Origin of the sequence: Halomonas ventosae (assembly GCF_004363555.1) — a bacterium.
GTDB classification, from domain to species: Bacteria; Pseudomonadota; Gammaproteobacteria; order Pseudomonadales; family Halomonadaceae; genus Halomonas; species Halomonas ventosae.
In genome coordinates this window covers 156,434-176,100 of sequence record NZ_SNZJ01000006.1, presented here as the reverse complement: position 1 = coordinate 176,100, position 19,667 = coordinate 156,434, and the positions used below count along the sequence as shown (strand labels likewise).

17 protein-coding genes are annotated in these 19,667 nt (G+C 66.5%); 13 read left to right on the top strand and 4 right to left on the bottom strand.

From position 1 onward, the window contains the following. The first annotated feature begins 28 nt into the window (after positions 1-28). The 5 genes from DFP85_RS07155 to DFP85_RS07135 all read left to right on the top strand — a co-directional run bounded on the left by DFP85_RS07155 (position 29) and on the right by DFP85_RS07135 (position 3,063). Positions 29-355 (top strand): YbaB/EbfC family nucleoid-associated protein, encoded by a 327-nt coding sequence (locus DFP85_RS07155; RefSeq protein WP_106230431.1) that lies wholly within the window; start codon positions 29-31, stop codon positions 353-355. 22 nt (positions 356-377) lie between these two features. Then, positions 378-983, top strand: a complete 606-nt coding sequence (recR, locus tag DFP85_RS07150; protein ID WP_133635613.1) for a recombination mediator RecR — start codon at positions 378-380, stop codon at positions 981-983. A gap of 26 nt (positions 984-1,009) precedes the next feature. Further along, positions 1,010-2,137, top strand: coding sequence for a ribonuclease D (rnd, locus tag DFP85_RS07145; RefSeq protein ID WP_133635612.1), 1,128 nt, complete (start codon positions 1,010-1,012; stop codon positions 2,135-2,137). Further along, positions 2,134-2,445, top strand: a complete 312-nt coding sequence (locus DFP85_RS07140; RefSeq protein WP_133635611.1) for a YcgL domain-containing protein — start codon at positions 2,134-2,136, stop codon at positions 2,443-2,445. Before rnd ends, DFP85_RS07140 begins: the two co-directional genes overlap by 4 nt. Positions 2,446-2,613: 168 nt before the next feature. Next, on the top strand, positions 2,614-3,063 hold the full coding sequence (locus DFP85_RS07135; protein ID WP_133635610.1) for a YcgN family cysteine cluster protein: 450 nt from the start codon (positions 2,614-2,616) through the stop codon (positions 3,061-3,063). Between the two features lie 399 nt (positions 3,064-3,462). Here DFP85_RS07135 and DFP85_RS18905 read toward each other — a convergent pair whose 3' ends face one another. Further along, the gene (locus DFP85_RS18905; RefSeq protein ID WP_166644617.1) at positions 3,463-4,095 is read right to left on the bottom strand and encodes a hypothetical protein; all 633 of its coding nucleotides are present in this window, start codon (positions 4,093-4,095) and stop codon (positions 3,463-3,465) included. Positions 4,096-4,148: 53 nt separating this feature from the next. Then, positions 4,149-6,287, bottom strand: a complete 2,139-nt coding sequence (locus tag DFP85_RS07125) for a S9 family peptidase (RefSeq protein ID WP_133635609.1) — start codon at positions 6,285-6,287, stop codon at positions 4,149-4,151. Between the two features lie 71 nt (positions 6,288-6,358). On the opposite strand from DFP85_RS07125, the gene DFP85_RS07120 reads away from it, so the two are divergent. From DFP85_RS07120 to DFP85_RS07105, 4 genes are all read left to right on the top strand, one after another. Then, on the top strand, positions 6,359-6,805 hold the full coding sequence (locus DFP85_RS07120; RefSeq protein WP_133635608.1) for a hypothetical protein: 447 nt from the start codon (positions 6,359-6,361) through the stop codon (positions 6,803-6,805). A gap of 24 nt (positions 6,806-6,829) precedes the next feature. After that, positions 6,830-8,671, top strand: a complete 1,842-nt coding sequence (locus DFP85_RS07115) for a vWA domain-containing protein (RefSeq protein ID WP_133635607.1) — start codon at positions 6,830-6,832, stop codon at positions 8,669-8,671. Between the two features lie 394 nt (positions 8,672-9,065). After that, positions 9,066-9,872 (top strand): hypothetical protein, encoded by an 807-nt coding sequence (locus tag DFP85_RS07110; RefSeq protein ID WP_133635606.1) that lies wholly within the window; start codon positions 9,066-9,068, stop codon positions 9,870-9,872. Further along, the gene (locus DFP85_RS07105; protein WP_133635605.1) at positions 9,872-10,231 is read left to right on the top strand and encodes a HEPN domain-containing protein; all 360 of its coding nucleotides are present in this window, start codon (positions 9,872-9,874) and stop codon (positions 10,229-10,231) included. The genes DFP85_RS07110 and DFP85_RS07105 overlap by 1 nt, the downstream gene beginning before the upstream one ends. A 78-nt stretch (positions 10,232-10,309) precedes the next feature. On the opposite strand, the gene DFP85_RS07100 is transcribed toward DFP85_RS07105, so the two are convergent. Both DFP85_RS07100 and DFP85_RS07095 read right to left on the bottom strand, forming a co-directional pair. Next, complete coding sequence (locus tag DFP85_RS07100; protein ID WP_133635604.1) at positions 10,310-10,579, bottom strand: site-specific integrase; 270 nt, start codon at positions 10,577-10,579, stop codon at positions 10,310-10,312. A 219-nt stretch (positions 10,580-10,798) separates the two neighbouring features. Next, positions 10,799-11,347 carry a hypothetical protein gene (locus tag DFP85_RS07095; protein ID WP_133635603.1) on the bottom strand — a complete coding sequence of 183 codons (549 nt, stop codon included), beginning with the start codon at positions 11,345-11,347 and terminating at the stop codon, positions 10,799-10,801. Between the two features lie 200 nt (positions 11,348-11,547). Between DFP85_RS07095 and DFP85_RS07090 the strand changes: the two genes are divergently transcribed. The 4 genes from DFP85_RS07090 to DFP85_RS07075 all read left to right on the top strand — a co-directional run bounded on the left by DFP85_RS07090 (position 11,548) and on the right by DFP85_RS07075 (position 19,664). Next, positions 11,548-12,336, top strand: a complete 789-nt coding sequence (locus DFP85_RS07090; protein WP_133635602.1) for a class II glutamine amidotransferase — start codon at positions 11,548-11,550, stop codon at positions 12,334-12,336. Between the two features lie 101 nt (positions 12,337-12,437). Then, positions 12,438-14,114, top strand: a complete 1,677-nt coding sequence (locus DFP85_RS07085) for an AMP-binding protein (protein ID WP_133635601.1) — start codon at positions 12,438-12,440, stop codon at positions 14,112-14,114. Between the two features lie 451 nt (positions 14,115-14,565). Then, on the top strand, positions 14,566-18,546 hold the full coding sequence (hrpA, locus tag DFP85_RS07080; protein WP_424955084.1) for an ATP-dependent RNA helicase HrpA: 3,981 nt from the start codon (positions 14,566-14,568) through the stop codon (positions 18,544-18,546). Continuing rightward, positions 18,543-19,664, top strand: coding sequence for a beta-ketoacyl-ACP synthase III (locus DFP85_RS07075; protein WP_133635599.1), 1,122 nt, complete (start codon positions 18,543-18,545; stop codon positions 19,662-19,664). Before hrpA ends, DFP85_RS07075 begins: the two co-directional genes overlap by 4 nt. Positions 19,665-19,667 lie beyond the last annotated feature (3 nt).

Below are 19,667 nucleotides of genomic sequence, written 5' to 3'. Positions count from 1 at the left end.
GACACACCAACGACGAGAGGAATCCGCCATGATGAAGGGTGGAATGGGCAACCTGATGAAGCAGGCCCAGGAGATGCAGGAGAAGATGCAGCGCGTCCAGGAGGAGGTCGCCAAGGCCGAGGTCCTGGGCGAGGCCGGGGCCGGCATGGTCAAGGTGACCATGAACGGGCGCCATGACGTGAGCAAGGTCGATATCGACCAGAGCGTCATGGAGGAGGACAAGGAACTGCTCGAGGACCTGCTGGCCGCGGCGGTGAACGACGCGGTGCGCAAGGTGGAGGCCAGTTCCAAGGCCAAGATGGAGGAGGCCACGGCCGGCCTCAACCTGCCGCCGGGCTTCAAGATGCCCTTCTGAGCGACGCCGAGACGGACTGCCGATGAGCTTTTCCCCGCTGGTCGAGAGACTGATGGAGTCGCTGCGGGTGCTGCCGGGTGTCGGGCCCAAGACGGCCCAGCGCATGGCCATGCACCTGCTCGAGCGCGACCGCGACGGTGGCCGGCGCCTGGTGGAGGCGCTGGACTTGGCGCTGGAGCAGGTCGGCTACTGCCGACGCTGTCGGACCCTCACCGAGGAGGACGTCTGCGGCATCTGCACGAGCGCGCGACGTGACGATGACGTGCTCTGCGTGGTGGAATCCCCCGCCGACCAGCTCGCCATCGAGGAGGCCGGCGGCTACCGCGGTCGCTACTTCGTGCTGCATGGCCACCTCTCGCCGCTGGACGGTATCGGCCCCGAGGACATCGGCCTCGACCAGCTCGAGGCGCGTGTCGCCGAGGGCGGCGTGGAGGAGGTGGTGCTCGCCACCAACCCCACCGTGGAGGGCGAGGCGACCGCCCACTACATCGCCGCCCAGCTCTCGCCCCTGGGCGTGAGGCTCTCGCGGCTGGCCTATGGTGTGCCCATGGGCGGTGAGCTCGAGTACGTCGACGGTGGCACCCTGAGCCGCGCCTTCAATGGTCGCCTGCCCTTCAGGGGCGAGTGATACCCCTTTCCCTGCCGGAACCCCGCATGCCACTGACCCCCGAGATTCGCTGGATCGATACCCCCCAGGCCCTGGATGCCGCCTGCGCCGAGGTGGCGTCAGCCGACGTCATCGCCCTGGACACCGAGTTCTTCCGCGAGAGCACCTTCCACCCGGTGCCGGCGCTGATCCAGTTCACTGCGGGCGGCCCCGCCTTCCTGGTGGATCCCCTGGAGGTGGCCTGTACCGAGGCCTTCCGGCGGCTGCTCTCGTCGGGACCGCTCAAGCTGCTGCATGCCTCCAGCGAGGACCTCGAGGTCTTTGCCCACTGGGCCGGCGTGCCGGTCGCGCCGCTGGTGGATACCCAGATCGCCCAGTCGCTGCTCGGTGAGGTGCCCTCCATGGGCTACCAGCGGCTGGTGGAGTATTGGGTCGGCGAGACGCTGCCCAAGGACGAGACCCGCTCCGACTGGCTCAAGCGCCCGCTCAGCGAGACCCAGCGGCTCTATGCCGCCCTCGACGTCGTCTACCTGCTGCAGGTGTGGCATCACCAGCGCGAGGCGCTGGAGCGCCATGGACGACGGGCCTGGGTCGAGGCGGACTGTGCCGACCTGGTGGCCCAGTCGGCCCGCAGCGACGCCGCCGATGGCCAGTGGTACCTGCGCCATCGCCAGCTGTGGCGGCTTTCGCCGCGTCAGGTGGAGGCCTACCGACGCCTGACCCGATGGCGCGAGGGGGAAGCCCGGTGTCGCGATGTGCCTCGGGGGTGGCTGGTGCCCGACCGGCTGCTCTACGCCATCGCCGAACAGCTGCCGGAGAACCGCTTCGAGCTGGCCCGGGTCGAGGGCCTCAAGCCGCCTCTGGTCAAGCGTGAGGGCGATGAGCTTCTCAGGCTGGTCCGCGAGGCCTTGAACATCGACGAGCGCGAGCTGCCGCCGGCGCCTCTCTCGCCCATGGCCCCCGAGTTCAAGCAGCGCCTCAAGGCACTGAAGAAGGTGGTGAATGCCGAGGCGGAGGCGCTCGGCGTGGCGCCGGAGGTGCTGCTGAAGCGGCGTGACCTGGAGGCCCTGGTGGGCGCCGACCTCACGGGCCAGCCGCTGCCGCTGCCCGGCGGCTGGCGCGGCGACCGACTGAATGGGGGCCTGACGGCGGCCCTTGAGGAGGTATCCCGATGAGCGATGACCGCATGCGCGGTGACAAGCTGCTGTGCGAGGTCTTCAAGAGCTCGCGCAGGGAGCAGATGTATCTCTATGTGGACAAGCGCCAGGGGCTCGTGGACGTGCCCGAGGCGCTGCTCGAGCAGTTCGGCAAGCCACTGCCGGCCATGACCCTGATCCTCACCCCCGAGAAATCGCTGGGACGAGCCAGGGCCACGGACGTCATGGCCGCCATCCGCGACAAGGGCTACTTCCTGCAGATGCCGCCGGCCAAGGAGGACTACCTGCTGGATCTCTACCGCACCCCCACCGAGGCACGGTACTAGCCTCGCGCGGCGTCGGGCGCGATAGAATCAGTATCGCGCCCGACCCCGCGCGAAATGCATTGTTCGCATCCGACTCTGCGCGAAACGCATTGGATCGTGCCCGACCGTGCAAGACTCGCTTAAGCGTACCCGACTACTGAGCTGCGGCCGCGTCGCGAAGGAGATGAGATGAGAGAGCGGTTCTGGGAGCGCTTCGATCTGGCGGAACTTACCGACGAGGAGTGGGAGGCCCTCTGCGATGGCTGCGGCCAGTGCTGCCTGCTCAAGTTCCAGGATGAGGAGAGCGGCGACCTGGCGGTGCTCAACGTCGCCTGCGAGCTGCTGGATATCCACAGTTGTCAGTGCAGCGACTACGCCCATCGCTTCGCGAGGGTGCCCGACTGCACGCAACTGACCCCCGAGCGCATCGATGATTTCCGCTGGCTGCCGAGGTCCTGCGCCTACCGGCGAGTGGCGGAAGGGCGCAAGCTCGCCGCCTGGCACCCGCTGATCGCCGGCGGGCCGGAGCGCATGCACCGCAAGGGCATCAGCGTTCGCAGCTTCGCCGTCTCGCAGCGAGAGGTTCACGAGGAGGAGCTCGAGGAACACATCATCGCCATCCTCCCCATCGATGGCTGAGGTGATGCGGCTTAGCCGGCGATTTCTTGACGTATGAGTTTCCTCACGCTCAGGTAGGCATCTCGATTCATCCTTCTGTGACGGCTCTTTCATGTCTCCGTCCTATGGCGCAGGTCATGGGCGACGGCGATGCTGTGCTATGTGTAACAGTTTGTTGTGCACGGCGAGTGTGACGGGGAAGCCCGGGAGCATGGGATAACGCAGAGGGGAAGAATCATGAAAGGCTTCAGGAAGCTGGCACTGGTGGTGGCGATGGGAGCCCTGGCGTCATCCGGCGCGTCGGCGCAGTCGTCCTCGTGGAGTGGACAGACCCTCAGCGACGACGAAATGGCGGCGATGTTCAACGACCTCATGAACGAGGGCCGGGTACTCGACGACCAGGAGATGGCGCAGCTGCAGTCATGGCTGCCGACGCGGCAGAGCCCCGAGGAGCTGTTGCTGCTCTTTCCGCCCGGGGCTGGTAACGACGCCACCGCCGGTCTCGGCACCGGCGGTGACGGTGGCTCTGCGCCCCCGGCCGGTGGCGGTACTGGTGGTGTCATCGTAGAGGATGGCGATGATGACGGCGGCGATGATGACGGCGGCGATGATGGCGGCGGCGATGACGGCGGCGGCGATGACGGCGGCGGCGATGATGGCGGCGGCGATGACGGCGGCGGCGATGACGGCGGCGGCGATGACGGCGGCGGCGATGATGGCGGCGGCGATGACGGCGGCGACGGCGGCGGCGATGGCGGCGGCGATGGCGGCGGCAACGGTGGCGAGCACTTCGGAGGGGGCGCTGGTGATGGCGGCTCCGGTGGCGGTTCCGGTGGTGGTTCCGGTGGCGGCTCCGGCGGTGGTTCCGGTGGCGGTTCCGGCGGTGGTTCCGGTGGCGGCTCCGGCGGTGGTTCCGGTGGCGGCTCCGGTGGTGGTTCCGGCGGTGGTTCCGGTGGCGGCTCTGGCGGTGGTTCCGGTGGCGGCGCCGGCGGCGGTGCCGGTGGTGGTGCCGGCGGTGGCAGCTGACGCCTCTGCAGCCTGATCGGTATGCAAGGGACCCGGCCTCGGCCGGGTCCCTGGCTATCTGAACTTGAGGGTCAGGAAGATCAGGCGTCCCTGCCCTCGAGCCCCAGCGCCCAGAGGATGAAGGCATCCTGGCGGGCGTTGTCGTGCCAGGCCTTGAAGCGTCCCGAGGCCCCACCGTGGCCGGCGGCCATGTCGGTGCGCAGCAGGATGGGGCGGCGATCCGCGGGTCGGTCGTCGTTAGAAGCGTCACCCTCACCGCCCTGGTGGCGGCCCAGTTCCCTGAGGCGAGCATAGAGCTTGGCGGGTTCCCAGTAGGGCACCCGGGTGTCGTGCCAGCTGCCCTGCAGGAAGACCGCGGGCCAGGGTTGTGCCGAGAGGTTGTCCAGCGGTGAGTAGTTGCCGATGCGGCGTCGTGCCTCTGGCTCGCGGGGGTCCCCCCATTCGGTGTACTCGGCGGTGGTAAGCGGCAGGTCGGGGTTCTCCATGGTGCGCAGCACGTCGACGAAGGGGACGTCGAGGACCGCGGCGCAGAAGGCCTCCGGGGCCAGGTTGAGGCTCGCGCTGACCAGCAGCCCCCCGGCACTGGCGCCGTAGGCCGCAATGCGCTCGCCGTCGCTGAACCCCTTCTCGACCAGGGCGTCGCGGGCGGCGAGGAAGTCGTGGAAGCTGTTCGCCTTGTGCTCGAGCTTGCCGGCCAGGTACCAGGGCTCACCGCGATCGCCACCGCCGCGCACATGCGCCACGGCAAAGGCCACTCCGCGTGCCAGCAGCTCGAGCCGGGCCACCGAGAACCAGGGATCGAGTACCTCGCCATAGGCGCCGTAGCCGTAGAGCAGGGTGGGTAAGGGGTGGCCGGCGAGGTCCGCACGCATCACCACCGAGACGGGGACCCGCTCGCCGTCGTGTGAGGTCGCCCAGAGCCGCTCGCAGACCAGCTGCTCGGGCCTCAGGTCGCCATGGATGGGCTGCTGCTTGAGCAGGCGCCGCTGGCCGCTGTCGAGGTCATGCTCCAGCCAGGTCACCGGCAGGGTGAAGGACTCCTCCCGCAGGCGCAGGCGACGGCTATCGAAGTGGGGTGCGTCGTCCAGCGCCAGGCTGCAGGGCAGCTCCGGCAGGGGTAGCCGCTCGTCGCGGGTGATGGCGTGGTTCGCATCCAGTTCGAGGATGCGCAGGTGCACCTGGGCCTCGTGGTGGTCGCGCTCGGTGACCACCAGCCCCCAGTCGAAGGCATCGACGCCCTCCAGGGTGTCATCGTCGCGATGCGCGATCAGCGGCTGCCAGGCGCTGGCGGGGTCGGCCTCGCCCAGTCGCTGCTCGGCTAGCACGTCCAGCCGGAAGTGGGTGGCCTCGCGGTTGTGCAGCACATAGAAGTGGCCCGGGCGGTGATCCAGTGCGTACTCCACCCCGTTTTCCCTGGGGCGGAAGCAGCGTGGCGCGGTGGCCGGCGCCCGGGCGGGGATCAGGTGACTCTCGCTGGTGTCCTTGGAGGCGCTTTCCAGGATGAGCCACTCGCGGGAGCGGGTCTTGCCGAGGCCCAGCCAGAATTCCGGGTCCTCCTCGCGCAGCACCAGTGCGGGCTCGCCGGCCCTGCCGGCCGCTAGCGGCAGGCGCCAGATGCTCTCGGGGCGCTGGGTAGCGTCATAGCGGGTGAAGAGCAGGGTGGCGTCGTCCTCGGCCCAGCCGATCTCGGGGCCGATCTCCTCGAGCAGCACCCTGGGCTCACCGTCGGGCAGGTGCTTGAGATAGAGCGTATAGGTCTCGTCGCCGCGGGTGTCCTCGCTCCAGGCCAGCCAGGCCTCGTCCGGGGAGAGGGCCATGTCCCCCACCTCGAGGAAGTCGTGCTCGCTGGCCCGGGCCTCGAGGTCGAGGAAGCACTCCGCGGTATCGGGGTCGCCATTGGGGTGGCGCCACCAGACCGGGTAGTCGGCGTCCACCGCCGTCTCGCTCCACACCGTGTAGTGGTCAAGCGGCGTCCTCAGCCCGTGGACAGCCAGTTCGCGGCGTGCCAGGTGGCCGTGGTAGAGGCGCTCGACCAGGTCGTCGAGGGGGGCGAACCAGCGGCGCGACTCCCCGTTGGCCGCCTCCAGGAAGTCGGTGACCGCCGGGCTGTCGCGGTTCTCCAGCCAGTGCCACCCCGGGTCGTCGGCGTGGCGAAAGCGGGTGACGGGATCGTCGGCAGGCGTCTCGGTGGCCTGGTCACGTGGCGGCTGTGCTTTCATTGCGCGAGATGTACCATACTCAGTGTATTTTCAAGAACGTGCGTCGTGGACGCACAGGTCGCGAGGGCGTGATGCTGATTTCGGATTCGATATCCCTACTATGGCTGGTCTATGTCGTGTTGTCGCTGGTGGTGCTGCTGACCGGCTACCTGGGGCTTGCATTCCTGCCGCGGTTGCCGCGTCTGGTGATCACCTGGCTGGTGGCCGGCGTGATGTGGACGCCGGCCCATTTCCGCCTGCCGCTGCTGGAGGAGGGGGAGTTCTACACCGGCTTCGCCCCGGCGGTGGTGGTGACGGCCGTGGCCTTCCTCGAGGGCAACGGCGCGGCCCTCATGCCGGCCGCCGTGCTGGTCGCGGTGGGCGCCGGGCTGGGCGTGGTGGTGGGGCTGCTGCTGTGGTGGCGTGGCCGCCATCGCCACACCCCCGACGACAATGACTACGTGGACATGGATGACGACGTGCCCGCCGGCCCCCGCCGGGGTAGCCGCGGCGAGCGCCAGGAGCCGATGATCGGCTAAGGAGCCCTTATGGGCGGGTGTGGCATGGAAACGCGCTGTGGCCGGCTGACCTGGATACTGGCCATCGGCTGTGCCATATGGCTGTGGGCGAGCCAGGCGCCGGCCCAGGTCGGCGCGGAGGAACGACCGGACGTCCGGGTGGTGGTCGATGTCTCCGGCAGCATGAAGGAGAATGACCCCGACCGCCTGGCGCTCAGTGCCCTGGACATGCTGGTAGCGCTGTTGCCCAACGGCGCCACGGCGGGCGTCTGGACCTTCGGTGAGACGGTCGACAATCCCCTGCCGCTGGGGGAGGTGGATGCGGCCTGGCGCGAGCGGGCCCTGGCCCTGCCGCCGGCCCTTCAGGATTACCAGGAGTACACCGATATCGAGGTGGCGCTTCGCGAGGCGGCAAGCGCCGAAGCCAATGGCTGGCGCCACCTGGTGCTGCTCACCGATGGGGTGATCGACCTGTCACCGGCACGAGGGGTCAAGCCCGAGGTCGATGATGCTTCGCGTCGTCGGCTGGTGGACGAACTCGCCGCCGAACTGGCCGACCAGGGCGTCACCATCCATGCCATCGCCTTCTCCGACCAGGCCGACCTGGCCCTGGTGGAGCGTCTGGCCCAGTCCACCGGCGGGCTGGCGGCACTCGCGGAGAATCCCGAGAGCCTGCTGGGCGCCTTCCTCGACATCGTCGAGCGTATCTTCCCTGCCGACCAGGTGCCGCTGGAAGAGGGACGCTTCGTCATCGACGACGGTGTGGAAACCTTCTCGGCGCTGGTCTTCCACGAGCCCGACGACGCCCCCTTGACCCTGGTCGCGCCGGACGGCACCCGCTACCGGGCCGACGAGGCGCCGGACGACATCCGCTGGCAGGTGGAGCCACGCTTCGACCTGATCCGGGTGCCCGAGCCCCAGGTCGGCGAGTGGCGTCTGGAAGGGCCGGTGGGCGAGGGCAGCCGTATCAACGTCGCCTCCCCGCTCCACCTGCGGATCGCTGATCTCCCGACCACCCTCTATCTGGGCTTCGAGGTGCCGGTAGAGGCCTGGGTGGAGCGGGATGGTGACCCCCTCGGCGATGAGGTCGAGGCACCCACCCTCTCGGTCTCGCTGCAGGACGCCGAGGGCGAGGTACAGTCCCTGGTCACCCTGCAGGCCGAGGCGGGGCGCTTCCGTGGCCGCCTGCCGGCACCGGCGCTGACCGGCAATGCGCGTCTGGTGTTCCGGGCCGAGGGGGAGGCGTTCCATCGCCAGCGGGTGCAGGCGGTGAACGTGCTGCCGGCCATCGGGGCGGTGCACCGTCCCGAGGAGGGCCGGGTGGTGCTGGCCGCCGAGCATCCCCGACTGAATCGCGACAATACCGAGATCCATGGCGAGCTGCAGGGCGAGGGCCTCGAGGCTCGGGCCGTCGGGCCGTCGCGCTGGCACCTCGACCTGCCCGAGCTCGACGAGGAGCTGAGCCAGCCGCTGCTGCTCACCGCCACCCTCGAGCTGGATGGCGAGACCCGCGAGCTGGCCCTGCCGCGACTGATGCTCAACCCCGAAGGTCGGGTCGGCATCGACCTGGCGGACGTGGCCGGGCCGACCCTCGGCACCGAGCGCGTCGAGGACGGGGAGCGCAGCGACACCTCATTGCCGCCCCCCGAGACCTCGGCCGAACGCGCCGCCGACCGCTTCGTCGCCTGGGTCAATCGCCTGCCCGAGGCTGCGCGTGACCTGTGGCAGGCGGGCGCGCCGGGCCTTCATCAGTGGTGGGAGGCACACCGCCGCGACCCGCGCCTGTGGGGCGCCGTGGTGCTGGTGGTGCTTGTGTGGCTGGTGGGCAGCCTGATCCGGCGTCGCCGTGCGCGACGCCCCATGCGCCGGGAGGAACCCCATGTGTGAGCATCCGGGAAACGCCATTTCGGCGAATTAAATCAACGCCGTGCGCGTGCCGGACTGTCTCACGGTTCCCTCAGATATGATCGATAACCCGTTGTTTTTCGGTGTTTGGTAGGAGTGCCGTGAGACAGCTGGTGGTATCAATCCATGGGTATGATGGCCCGACTCTCTTGACATCGAGTCAAGCGCGATGAAGTGATCCAGAAATGTCTGCTGGGCAGCCTCCATACCCTAGTCTGGATAAGTCTGTGGATAAGTCCAAAATACCCTTTTTAGCCAGCTTTTTACTAGCATTATCGCTTGTATTTCAACAGGTTGTGGAGCGGGGCGACCTATACACTTGTACATCAAGTAGCTAAACTTCACATCAATTTCCTCCGACTGACTCAGGTGCACCATGGTCCAGCCGAAACCCATAGAAGACGTCATCGGCCAGGCGCTGCAGTTCTCTCTGCGTCTGGAGGATCGTCGTGGCGAGCTGACCGATTTCGATGTCAAGCGCTTGGCCCATGAGATTTCGAGCGCAGGCAACAATGCCATGGTGACCGCACTGCGTGATGTGCTGGTCGGTGAGATCGAACGCGACTTCCTCAAGCTGGATACAGCTGCTGAGCAGGTTTTCTCCATGCCGGCCCGGGCCGGTTTGTTTGCTAACATTGGCAATCTCGTTCTTTTTGCGTTCAATCCTGAGCTGGCCAGTGCTATGACACGCCATGCCTTCGAACTTGATAGCGAGAGTCCTGATTTACTTGAGCACCTTCTGCTGAATGCTTGGTATTCCGGTGATATGCACTTATGCCAAGAGATCTATAATAGGATGAAAGTCCTACAGGTAGATCTCGATACGGTTGAGCATTTTCAATTCGAATATGCCTTTAGCGTGTTGGAGCGTTCAGGCGTACCAATAAGCGAATATCGCGAGGCTATAGTTGGCTTACATTCGATTATTCGCCCGTATGTTTCAGGAAAACTTAATGTAAAGGTGTTGCTTAATTTCGAGCCGGTTAATCACGAAGATGGCTACGAAGGTATAGTAGCAGAGGTGTCTTTCGATGGTTTGGAAGAAGAGCTTCTGGACCATCTTGACGATACTCTGCTCGATTGGTCTGCGGATCCAGAGCGAGTGAGCCCTGAACTATCGCGGGTTGTGACATTCGTCGCAAGGGACATACCCAAACGCCAGTCAATCCGGGAGGCTTGCTGATGCCCCGGCGGTTGGTCGATATTGCCTTACATATTCAGGAGATGGACTTGACGGCTGCTCCTGAGCTTGCACAGCACCAGATACGCAGTGTCGTAAACCGCGCTTACTACGCTGCGTATCTTACTGCCAGAGCGTTCTGCAACGATAACGGTTACTCTGGAGTGGGAGCATCGCACGAGAAGATTGTTGATGCTCTTTGCCGGCAACAAGAATGGGGAAAGCAAGGTAAACAGCTTCAGCAGATGAAGGAGCTTCGTCACCAAGCGGATTATCGCTGGCATAATGACATGACTCCTCGAGATGCCCGCAAATGCCTTCGTACATGCAGTGAGATTATCGAAGCCATATCTAAGACATAATATCCTTAGCTCTAAGGGATTTTATGGTTGATATGTATCCCGTTTTGCCATTTGCAAACCGCCCCACATTTCCCTTTTTTACTTTACCGGCCGGATGGCTTTGTTTTTTCGACGGTAGTGTTGGCGCGTGACGGCCACACCGCTGTGACTGAGCAACTCCTGGGCGCGGGCGTCGTTCTCGGCGTCGTTGCCCACCTTAGCGCGCAGGTCGTGCTGGGTGAAGCTGGCCTCCAGGTCGTTCTCGGCCAGTGCACGGCGCATGGTGTAGGCCCATCGACCATCCCATGTCTGGGTCAGACCCTGGGTGTTGACGTAGCACTGCCCGCGACCAATAAGTTGCGCGCTCAACTCGGTGATCTTTGAACTAGGGGTTCCCGTAAAAACCTCTTCGGCGCACCGCTAAACACTGTCGTCGCATGTGCTGTGTATATCGACACCCCATCTGGACGATTCTTCAATGATGGTATGATGTTAGGGCAGGGCGAAGGTAACACTGGCAGTGTTGAGCGAATCTGGAAGGGCATTGATACAAAAGGGGAGCCGCGTTGGTGCGGCTCTAACATTGAGCTACTTTTGGGCTGCGGTATCCTGACTGTGGTCATTGTTTCGCAAGCGGCCCAAACCCCTCAGCCAAGGCCGGCCGTGCAAGTCGTTTCGGGCCAACGCAGCTATCTCATCTGCGGCTTCTTCCGCCAATTCAGCATGTTTGCAGAATGCAGCATGATCGAACGCCTCTTCTTGGTCTTCGTATTCGCTGGGGAAGGCGTTGGCCAGGTTGAAGTGATGCCCCTTCGCTGCTGAAACATAGTTCCTGATAGCATCAACGGCCTGGGGGCTTATAAATATTGATGAGGTAGATATGGATCTACCTAGCCAAGCTACGTTGCGTCCTATCAGTCCATGGATTTCAGTTTCGGTTAGGTCCGTTAAAGCACCCCCTGCCGGGATGTTCATGGTTGCCCCATCATTGGCATACAGCCGTATTTCGTCTAGCGCTTTTAGCAGGTCGCTATAAAACTCGTGTTTGATCTGCCAGGCGCGCTCATACCGAAAGCGGAGGGAGGCAATATAGCCGCCTATCAGTATGCTCAAAACGGCAATCGCGACGTTATCCATATTCACTCCACTCCATCGCCACTAGCTCCAAAAGTACGCAAATTGCTGAGTATGCAACACTGCAGATGGTCAAGCGGGGGTTAGCATGCACTGGATCTCTCAACGGCCGGCGTTGAGTCTTTGAGACACTCGCCAATTTGTGAGACTGGCTGCCTTCTAGCATACTGATTCTCAACGTCAATCACACCGGGAGGAACCCCATGTGTGAGCTGCTTGGCATGAGCGCCAACGTGCCCACCGACATCTGCTTCAGCTTCACCGGCTTCCTGCACCGTGGCGGGGGGACCGGGCCACACCGTGACGGCTGGGGCATCGCCTTCTATGAGGAGGGCGGCTACCGGGACTTCCGGGATCCGCATCCCTCGGTGCACTCCCCCATCGCCCGGCTGATCTGCGACTACCCCATCAAGTCGCACATCGTCATCAGCCACATCCGGCAGGCCAACGTCGGCCAGGTGCGGCTGGCCAACACTCACCCCTTCGTCCGCGAGATGTGGGGGCGCCCCTGGTGCTACGCCCACAATGGCCAGCTCGCCGACTGGCAGGCCCTGTCGCACTCCTTCTACCGCCCGGTGGGCAGCACCGACAGCGAGCATGCCTTCTGCTGGCTGCTCGGCGAGCTTCGCGGCGCCTTTCCCGACCCGCCGGCGAATGACGCCCAGCGCCACGCCCTCTGGGGGACCCTCCATGGGCTCTGTGAGCGGCTGAGGGGCCTGGGGGTCTTCAACCTGCTGCTGGCCGACGGCGACTACCTCTACACCTTCTGCTCCACCAAGCTGGCCCATATCACGCGGCGGGCGCCCTTCGGCCGGGCAAGCCTCTCGGATGCCGAGCTGACGGTCAACTTCGCCGAGCACACCACGCCCGACGACGTGGTCTCGGTGATTGCCACCGAGCCGCTCACCGACAACGAGGAGTGGGTGCGCATGGTGCCCGGCGAGCTGCTGGTCTGGCAGGGTGGCGTGATCCAGGCACGGTTTAAAACGTAAGTTTCAATCGTGTGTTTTACAGCCGCGAAACCGCTGGTATAAGGTAGGCGCACAGAACAACAAGCCGGCTGATGACTTCAGCCGCAGCATGGAGACTGCCCATGAGCGAGAACGACAAGCCCGCCATCCTGACCGGACAGCCCCTGGAGGGACTCGACGCCTACGCCTCGGTGATGGATGTCTTCCACTCCTCCGTGGCGCGCTTCGCCGACAAGCCGGCGTTCAGCTGCATGGGACGAGTGCTGACCTATGCCGAACTCGACCGCCTCTCCGGCGATTTCGCCGCCTGGCTGCAGCAGGAGACCACGCTTCAGCCGGGGGATCGCATCGCCATCCAGCTGCCCAACGTGCTGCAGTTTCCGGTGGCGGTCTTCGGTGCCCTGCGGGCGGGGCTGGTGGTGGTCAATACCAACCCGCTCTATACCGAGCGGGAGATGGCCCACCAGTTCAAGGATTCCGGGGTCCGGGCCATCGTCATCCTGGCCAACATGGCCGACAAGCTCGAACGGGTCCTCGAGCGCACCGATATCCAGCATGTGGTGGTGACGCAGCTCGGGGATCTGCATGGCTTCCCCAAGCGCCAGCTGATCAATGCCGTGGTCAAGCACGTCAAGAAGATGGTGCCGGCCTACTCGCTGCCCGGTGCCACGCCCCTGCGCCAGGCGCTACGGGCAGGTGCCGGTCGTCGCCATCAGGAGGTGTCGCGCGGCGCCGACGACATCGCCGCGCTGCAGTACACCGGCGGTACCACGGGGCTTGCCAAGGGCGCCATGCTCACCCATCGCAACCTGGTGGCGAACATGCTCCAGGCCCGCCAGGCCATCGGCCCGGCGCTGACCGACGGCGCCGAGACCATCATCGCGCCGCTGCCCGTCTACCATATCTACACCTTCACGGTGAACTGCCTGTTCATGATGGAGACCGGCAACCACTCTGTGCTGATCACCAATCCCCGTGACCTGGACACCTTCGTCAAGACCCTCAAGGGCATCTCCTTCACCGGCTTCATCGGGCTCAACACCCTCTTCAATGCCCTGTGCAACCGCGAGGACTTCCGCCGTCTCGACTTCTCCCGGCTGCACCTGACCATCTCCGGCGGGATGGCCCTGACCCGGGCGGCCGCGCAGCGCTGGGAGGAGGTCACTGGCTGCCCGGTGGCCGAGGGCTATGGCCTGACCGAGACCTCGCCCATCGTCAGCTTCAACCCCGTGGATGCCATCCAGCTCGGCACCATCGGCAAGCCGGTGGCGGGGACCGAGGTGAAGGTGGTCGATGCCGATGGCCGCGATGCGCCCCTCGACGCCGCAGGCGAGCTCTGTGTCAGGGGGCCCCAGGTGATGAAGGGCTACTGGAGCCGGGACGAGGAGACTGCGAGGGTGATCGACGATCAGGGCTGGTTTCATACCGGCGATATTGCCGTGCTCCAGGCGGATGGCTACATCCGCATCGTCGACCGCAAGAAGGACATGATCCTGGTCTCCGGCTTCAACGTGTATCCCAACGAGATCGAGGACGTGGTGGCCGCCCACCCGGGGGTGATCGAGTCCGCGGCCGTGGGGGTGCCAGACGAGACCAGCGGTGAGGCGATCAAGCTGTTCGTCGTCGCCCGGGACGAGACCCTGGATGCCGAGACCCTGCGGGCCTGGTGCAAGAAGGACCTCTCCGGCTACAAGGTGCCGAGGTACGTGGAGTTCCGCGACGAGTTGCCCAAGACGAACGTGGGAAAGGTCCTGCGTCGCCAGCTGCGGGATGAGGAACGCGATAAGGCGGAGGGGTGATCCGGTAGCCTGAGTTGCCCAAGACGCTGTCATGTTCAGGAAAGTCCTGCGTCGCCAGTTGCGCGACGAAGAACGCGATAAGTCGGAAGGGTGAGCCGGCAGCCCGAGCTGCCCAGGACCCTGTCGCGTTCAGGAAAGTCCTGCGTCGCCAGTTATGCGACGAGGAGCGCGAGAAGGGCGATGGATGACCCTGCAACTTGAGCTGGCCAGCACGCTGCCACGGCCATCAGCGGCAAGGCGATAGCCTGCTTCTTGCCGTCCGATAGCCACGCTTGATGGTGCCGATTAGGCGCCGCCGTGGCCTCGGCGTTACAATGCACTGCCCGCTCCGGACGTCCCGGGCGGGCCGTTTTTTGATGACCGAGACCCGGAGACGACCGTCGAGACCGTGACCACCGAGACCCGCCAGGACACCGCCACGAACACCCGGGAGGCCGCCGAGCTGGACGCCCTGAGCCGCGAGCTCGATGATGCCCTGCGCCGCGACGTCCCGACCCTGGACAAGCGCCTGCGCGGCCTGCGCCGGCGGCTCAGGGAGGGCAAGCCCGTGGATCGCGGCCTCGCCGAGGTCCGTCGTTCGCTCGAGCGTTCGCGGCAGCAGGTGGAGCGTCGCCGGGCGCGCCCGGTGACCCTCGAGTACCCGGCGTCGCTGCCGGTAGCGGAACGCCGGGAGGACATCCTCTCGGCCCTGCGTGACCACCAGGTGGTGGTGGTGGCCGGCGAGACTGGCTCGGGCAAGACCACCCAGCTGCCCAAGCTCTGCCTGGAGCTGGGCCTGGGGCGGCGCGGGCTGATCGGCCACACCCAGCCGCGTCGCCTGGCGGCTCGCTCGGTGGCCAGTCGCCTCGCCGAGGAGCTCCAGGTGCCGCTGGGCGAGCAGGTTGGCTACCAGGTGCGCTTCACCGACCAGAGCAGCGACGACACCCTGGTCAAGCTGATGACCGACGGCATCCTGCTCGCCGAGACCCGCCACGACCCGGACCTCATGCGCTACGAGGCCATCATCATCGATGAGGCCCACGAGCGCAGCCTCAACATCGACTTCCTGCTCGGCTACCTCAAGCGCCTGACCGCGCGGCGTCCCGACCTCAAGGTGATCATCACCTCGGCGACCATCGACGTGACCCGCTTCGCCGAGCACTTCGGTCGCCAGGCTGCGCAGGGGCAGGTCCAGCCGGCGCCGGTGGTGGAGGTCTCGGGGCGCACCTATCCGGTGGAGGTTCGCTACCGGCCGCTGGTGCGCGATGACGACGACGAGGAGGATCGCACCCTGCAGGAGGGCATCCTGCATGCCGTCGAGGAGATCGAGCGGGTCGAGCGGGAGAAGGGCTGGTTCCATGGTCCCCGCGACATCCTGGTGTTCCTGCCCGGCGAGCGCGAGATCCGCGAGACGGCCGACACCCTGCGCCGTGCCGATCTCAAGGGCACCGAGATCCTGCCGCTCTACGCGCGGCTCTCCAATGCCGAACAGAATCGCGTCTTCGCCCCCCATGCGGGGCGGCGCATCGTGCTCTCTACCAACGTGGCAGAGACCTCGCTCACCGTGCCGGGCATCCGCTATGTCATCGACCCGGGTCTGGTGCGCCTCAGCCGCTACAGCTACAGGGCCAAGATCCAGCGCCTGCCGGTGGAGCCGGTCAGCCAGGCCAGCGCCAACCAGCGCAAGGGGCGCTGCGGGCGTGTCGCCGAGGGGGTCTGCATCCGCCTCTACGACGAGGAGGACTTCCTGGCCAGGCCCGAGTTCACCGACCCCGAGATCCGCCGTACCAACCTCGCTTCGGTGATCCTCTCGATGCTGTCGCTGAAGCTCGGTGACATCGAGGCCTTCCCCTTCGTCGACCCGCCGGATTCGCGCTTCGTCACTGATGGCTTCCGGCTGCTCTTCGAGCTGGGCGCGGTAGATGCCAGCAATCGCCTGACTCCGCTGGGGCGCAAGCTGGCGAGGTTGCCCATCGACCCGCGCCTGGCGCGCATGGTGCTGGCCGGCGCCGAGCAGGGCGGGCTGCGCGAGGTGCTGATCGTGGTCGCCGGCCTGGCGGTGCAGGACCCCCGCGACAGGCCGGCCGACAAGCGCCAGGCCGCCGACCAGGCCCACCGCCGCTGGCAGGATCCGGATTCCGACTTCGTGGCCCTGCTCAACCTCTGGAACGGCTTCGAGGCCGCCCGGGAGGAGCTCTCGGGCAACCGGCTGCGGCGCTGGTGCAAGGAGCACTACCTCAACTACCTGCGCCTGCGCGAGTGGCATGACACCTTCCGCCAGCTTCGCCAGCTGCTGCGCGACATGGAGATCGAGGTGCCGCCGCCGGCCCCGCGGCCTCCCGCCGAGGCCCCGGACATGGACGACAAGGCGCGCCGCGAGGCCCGTCGAGAAGCCCGTCGAGAAAGTGTCGTGGCCCTGCACAAGGCCCTGCTCACCGGGCTGCTCTCGCACCTGGGACTGCTCACGGAGAATCGCGAGTACCTGGGGGCACGCAACCGCAAGTTCCTGATCCATCCCGGGTCGGGGCTGGCCAGGAAGTCCCCCAAGTGGGTGATGGCCTTCGAGCTGGTCGAGACCAGCAGGCTCTTCGCCCGCACCGTGGCCAGGATCGAGCCGCAGTGGATCGAGCCGCTGGCCGGCCACCTGGTGAAGCGCTCCCATGCCGAGCCCCACTGGGAGATGAAGCGCGCCCAGGTGGTCGCCACCGAACAGGTCACCCTCTTCGGCCTGCCGATCGTCACCGGACGCAAGGTCCACTATGGCCCCATCGCCCCGCAGGAGTCCCGGGAGCTCTTTATCCGCCGGGCGCTGGTGGAGGGCGAGTTCAAGACCCGGGGCGACTTCTTCGCCCACAACCGGTCGCTGGTCGAGGAGGTCGAGGACCTGGAGGATCGGGCCCGCAGGCGCGATATCCTGGTCGACGAGGAGACCCTGTTCGCCTTCTACGACGAGCGGATCCCCGCGGAGATCATCAACGGCAAGGGCTTCGAGGCCTGGCGCCGCAAGGCCGAGCGCGACAATCCCGACATCCTCAAGTTCGACCGTGCGGCCCTGCTGGCGCGGGAGGCCGGGGAGGTCACCGAGGCCGACTACCCCGACGAGCTGGTGCTCGGGGGCGTGCGCTATCCGCTTTCCTACCACTTCCAGCCCGGGGCCGCGGACGACGGGGTGACGCTGACCGTGCCGGCGGCCATGCTGCCCCAGCTCCCCCTGGCGCGGCTCGAGTGGCTGGTCCCCGGCCTGCTGCGCGAGAAGTGCATCGCCCTGATGAAGTCGCTGCCCAAGGCGGTGCGCCGCCAGGTGGTGCCGATTCCCGACTGGGTCGACGCCGCCCTCGAGGCCATGACGCCGGACGACGTGCCGCTCACCGAGGCACTGGGCGAGTTCCTGCGCCGCAAGACCGGCGTTCGCCTCCATCCCGACGACTGGCGCCTCGACCAGCTGGAACCGCACTTGGTGATGAACCTGCGGGTGGTGGACCACCAGGGCCGGACCCTGGGACAGGGCCGCGACGCTCGAGAACTGGAGCGCCGCTTCGAGGCCGCCGCCGGGGAGGGCGCCCGGGCCCTCGCCGAGCAGGCCAGCAGCGAAGGCGAGCTCGAGGCCCTCCCCGAGACGCCCCTGCCCGAGTCCCGGGTCACCACCCAGGCCGGTATCCGTGTGGAGGCCTACCCGGCCCTGGTGCCCGCCAAGGAGGCCTTCCGGGTCGAGCTCTTCGACCATCCCGACAAGGCCCGCGAGGCCCATCGCCGGGGCGTGGTCAGGGCGGCCATGGAATGCCTGCCCGACCAGGTGCGGGCCATCGAACGCCTTAAGGGGCTTCAGACCTGTGCGCTGCTGTTCGCCAAGGTTGGCAGCAAGCGACAGCTCATCGATGACGTGGTGGCCGGGGTGTTCCGCCAGGTGGTGGCCAGCGACCCGCTGCCGCGCTCGCGGGGCGAGCTCGAGCAGCGCCTCGCGGCAACCCGCGATGCGCTGCTGCCCCGGGCGGAGGTGCTGGTGGCCACCCTGGAGCAGGCGCTCAAGGGGCACCTGGCCGTGACCAAGGCACTCAAGGGGCAGCTGAACCTGGCCCTGGCGCTGGTCTACAGTGACCTCAAGGCCCAGATGCAGCGGCTGGTGCATCCCGGCTTCGTCAGCGAGGCCGGGGAGTGGCTCGAGGAGTACCCCCGCTACATGGAAGCGGCGCTGATCCGCCTGGAGAAGGCGCCGCGGGAGCGCATGCGCGACCAGATGCACATGCAGGAGGTCCAGGACTTCGAGGCCCGCCTGGCCGCCCGTCGCGACAGCGAGCGACGCGGCGGCGTGGAGGACCCGGCGCTGGTGGAGTTCGGCTGGTGGATCGAGGAGCTGCGCGTCTCGCTCTTCGCCCAGCAGCTGGGCACGCGGTTTCCGGTCTCCACCAAGCGCCTCGAGAAGCGCTGGGCAGAACTCACAGGGAGAACAGCATGAGCCAAGTGGTGATCACCGGGACGGGCCTCTTCACCCCGCCGCACGCCATCGACAATGCGGCCCTGGTGGCCTCGTTCAACGCCTGGGTGGACGCCGAGAATGCGCGCCATGCCGATGCCATCGCCGCCGGCGAGCGGGAGCCGCTGCCGCACTCCAGCACCGAGTTCATCGTCAAGGCCTCAGGCATCCATAGCCGCTACGTGCTCGATGCCGAGGGCATCCTCGACCCCGCGCGGATGCGTCCTAGGCTGCCGGAGCGCGCCAACGACGAGCCTTCGATCCAGTGCGAGATGGGCCTGGCCGCGGCGCGCGAGGCCCTCGAGACGGCGGGGGTCGAGGCGGCCGACATCGAGCTGGTCATCGTCGCCTGCTCCAACCTGGAGCGGCCCTACCCGGCCGTCGCGGTGGAACTCCAGGACGCCCTCGGCGCGGGCGGCTACGCCTTCGACATGAACGTCGCCTGCAGCTCGGCGACCTTCGCCATCGAGACCGCCGCCAACGCCATCCGCGCCGGCAGCGTCAAGCGGGCGCTGGTGGTCGACCCCGAGATCTGCTCGGCGCACCTCAACTTCCGGGACCGCGACAGCCACTTCATCTTCGGTGATGCCTGTACCGCCATCGTGCTGGAGAGCGAGGAGGTCGCCACCGCCGAGGAACGCTTCGAGATCCTCGGCACCCGCCTGGTGACGCGCTTCTCCAACGCCATCCGCAACAACGCCGGCTTCCTCAACCGGGTCGCCGACAGTGATCCGCAGGCCGTCGACAAGCTCTTCGTCCAGGAGGGGCGGCGGGTGTTCAAGGAGGTCTGCCCGCTGGTGGCCGCGCTGATCACCGACCACCTGGCGAGCCTCGAGCTTACGGGCGGCGACCTGTCGCGGCTCTGGCTGCACCAGGCCAACCGCCACATGAATGACCTGATCGCCCGGCGCGTGCTGGGCCACGATCCGAGCCCCGAACAGGCGCCGATCATCCTCGATCGCTACGCCAATACCAGCTCGGCGGGCTCGATCATCGCCTTCCACCTGCACCGGCATGACCTGCCGGCCGGCGCGCTCGGGGTGGTCTGTTCCTTCGGCGCGGGATACAGTGCCGGCAGCGTGGTGGTGCGTCGCCAATGAGCG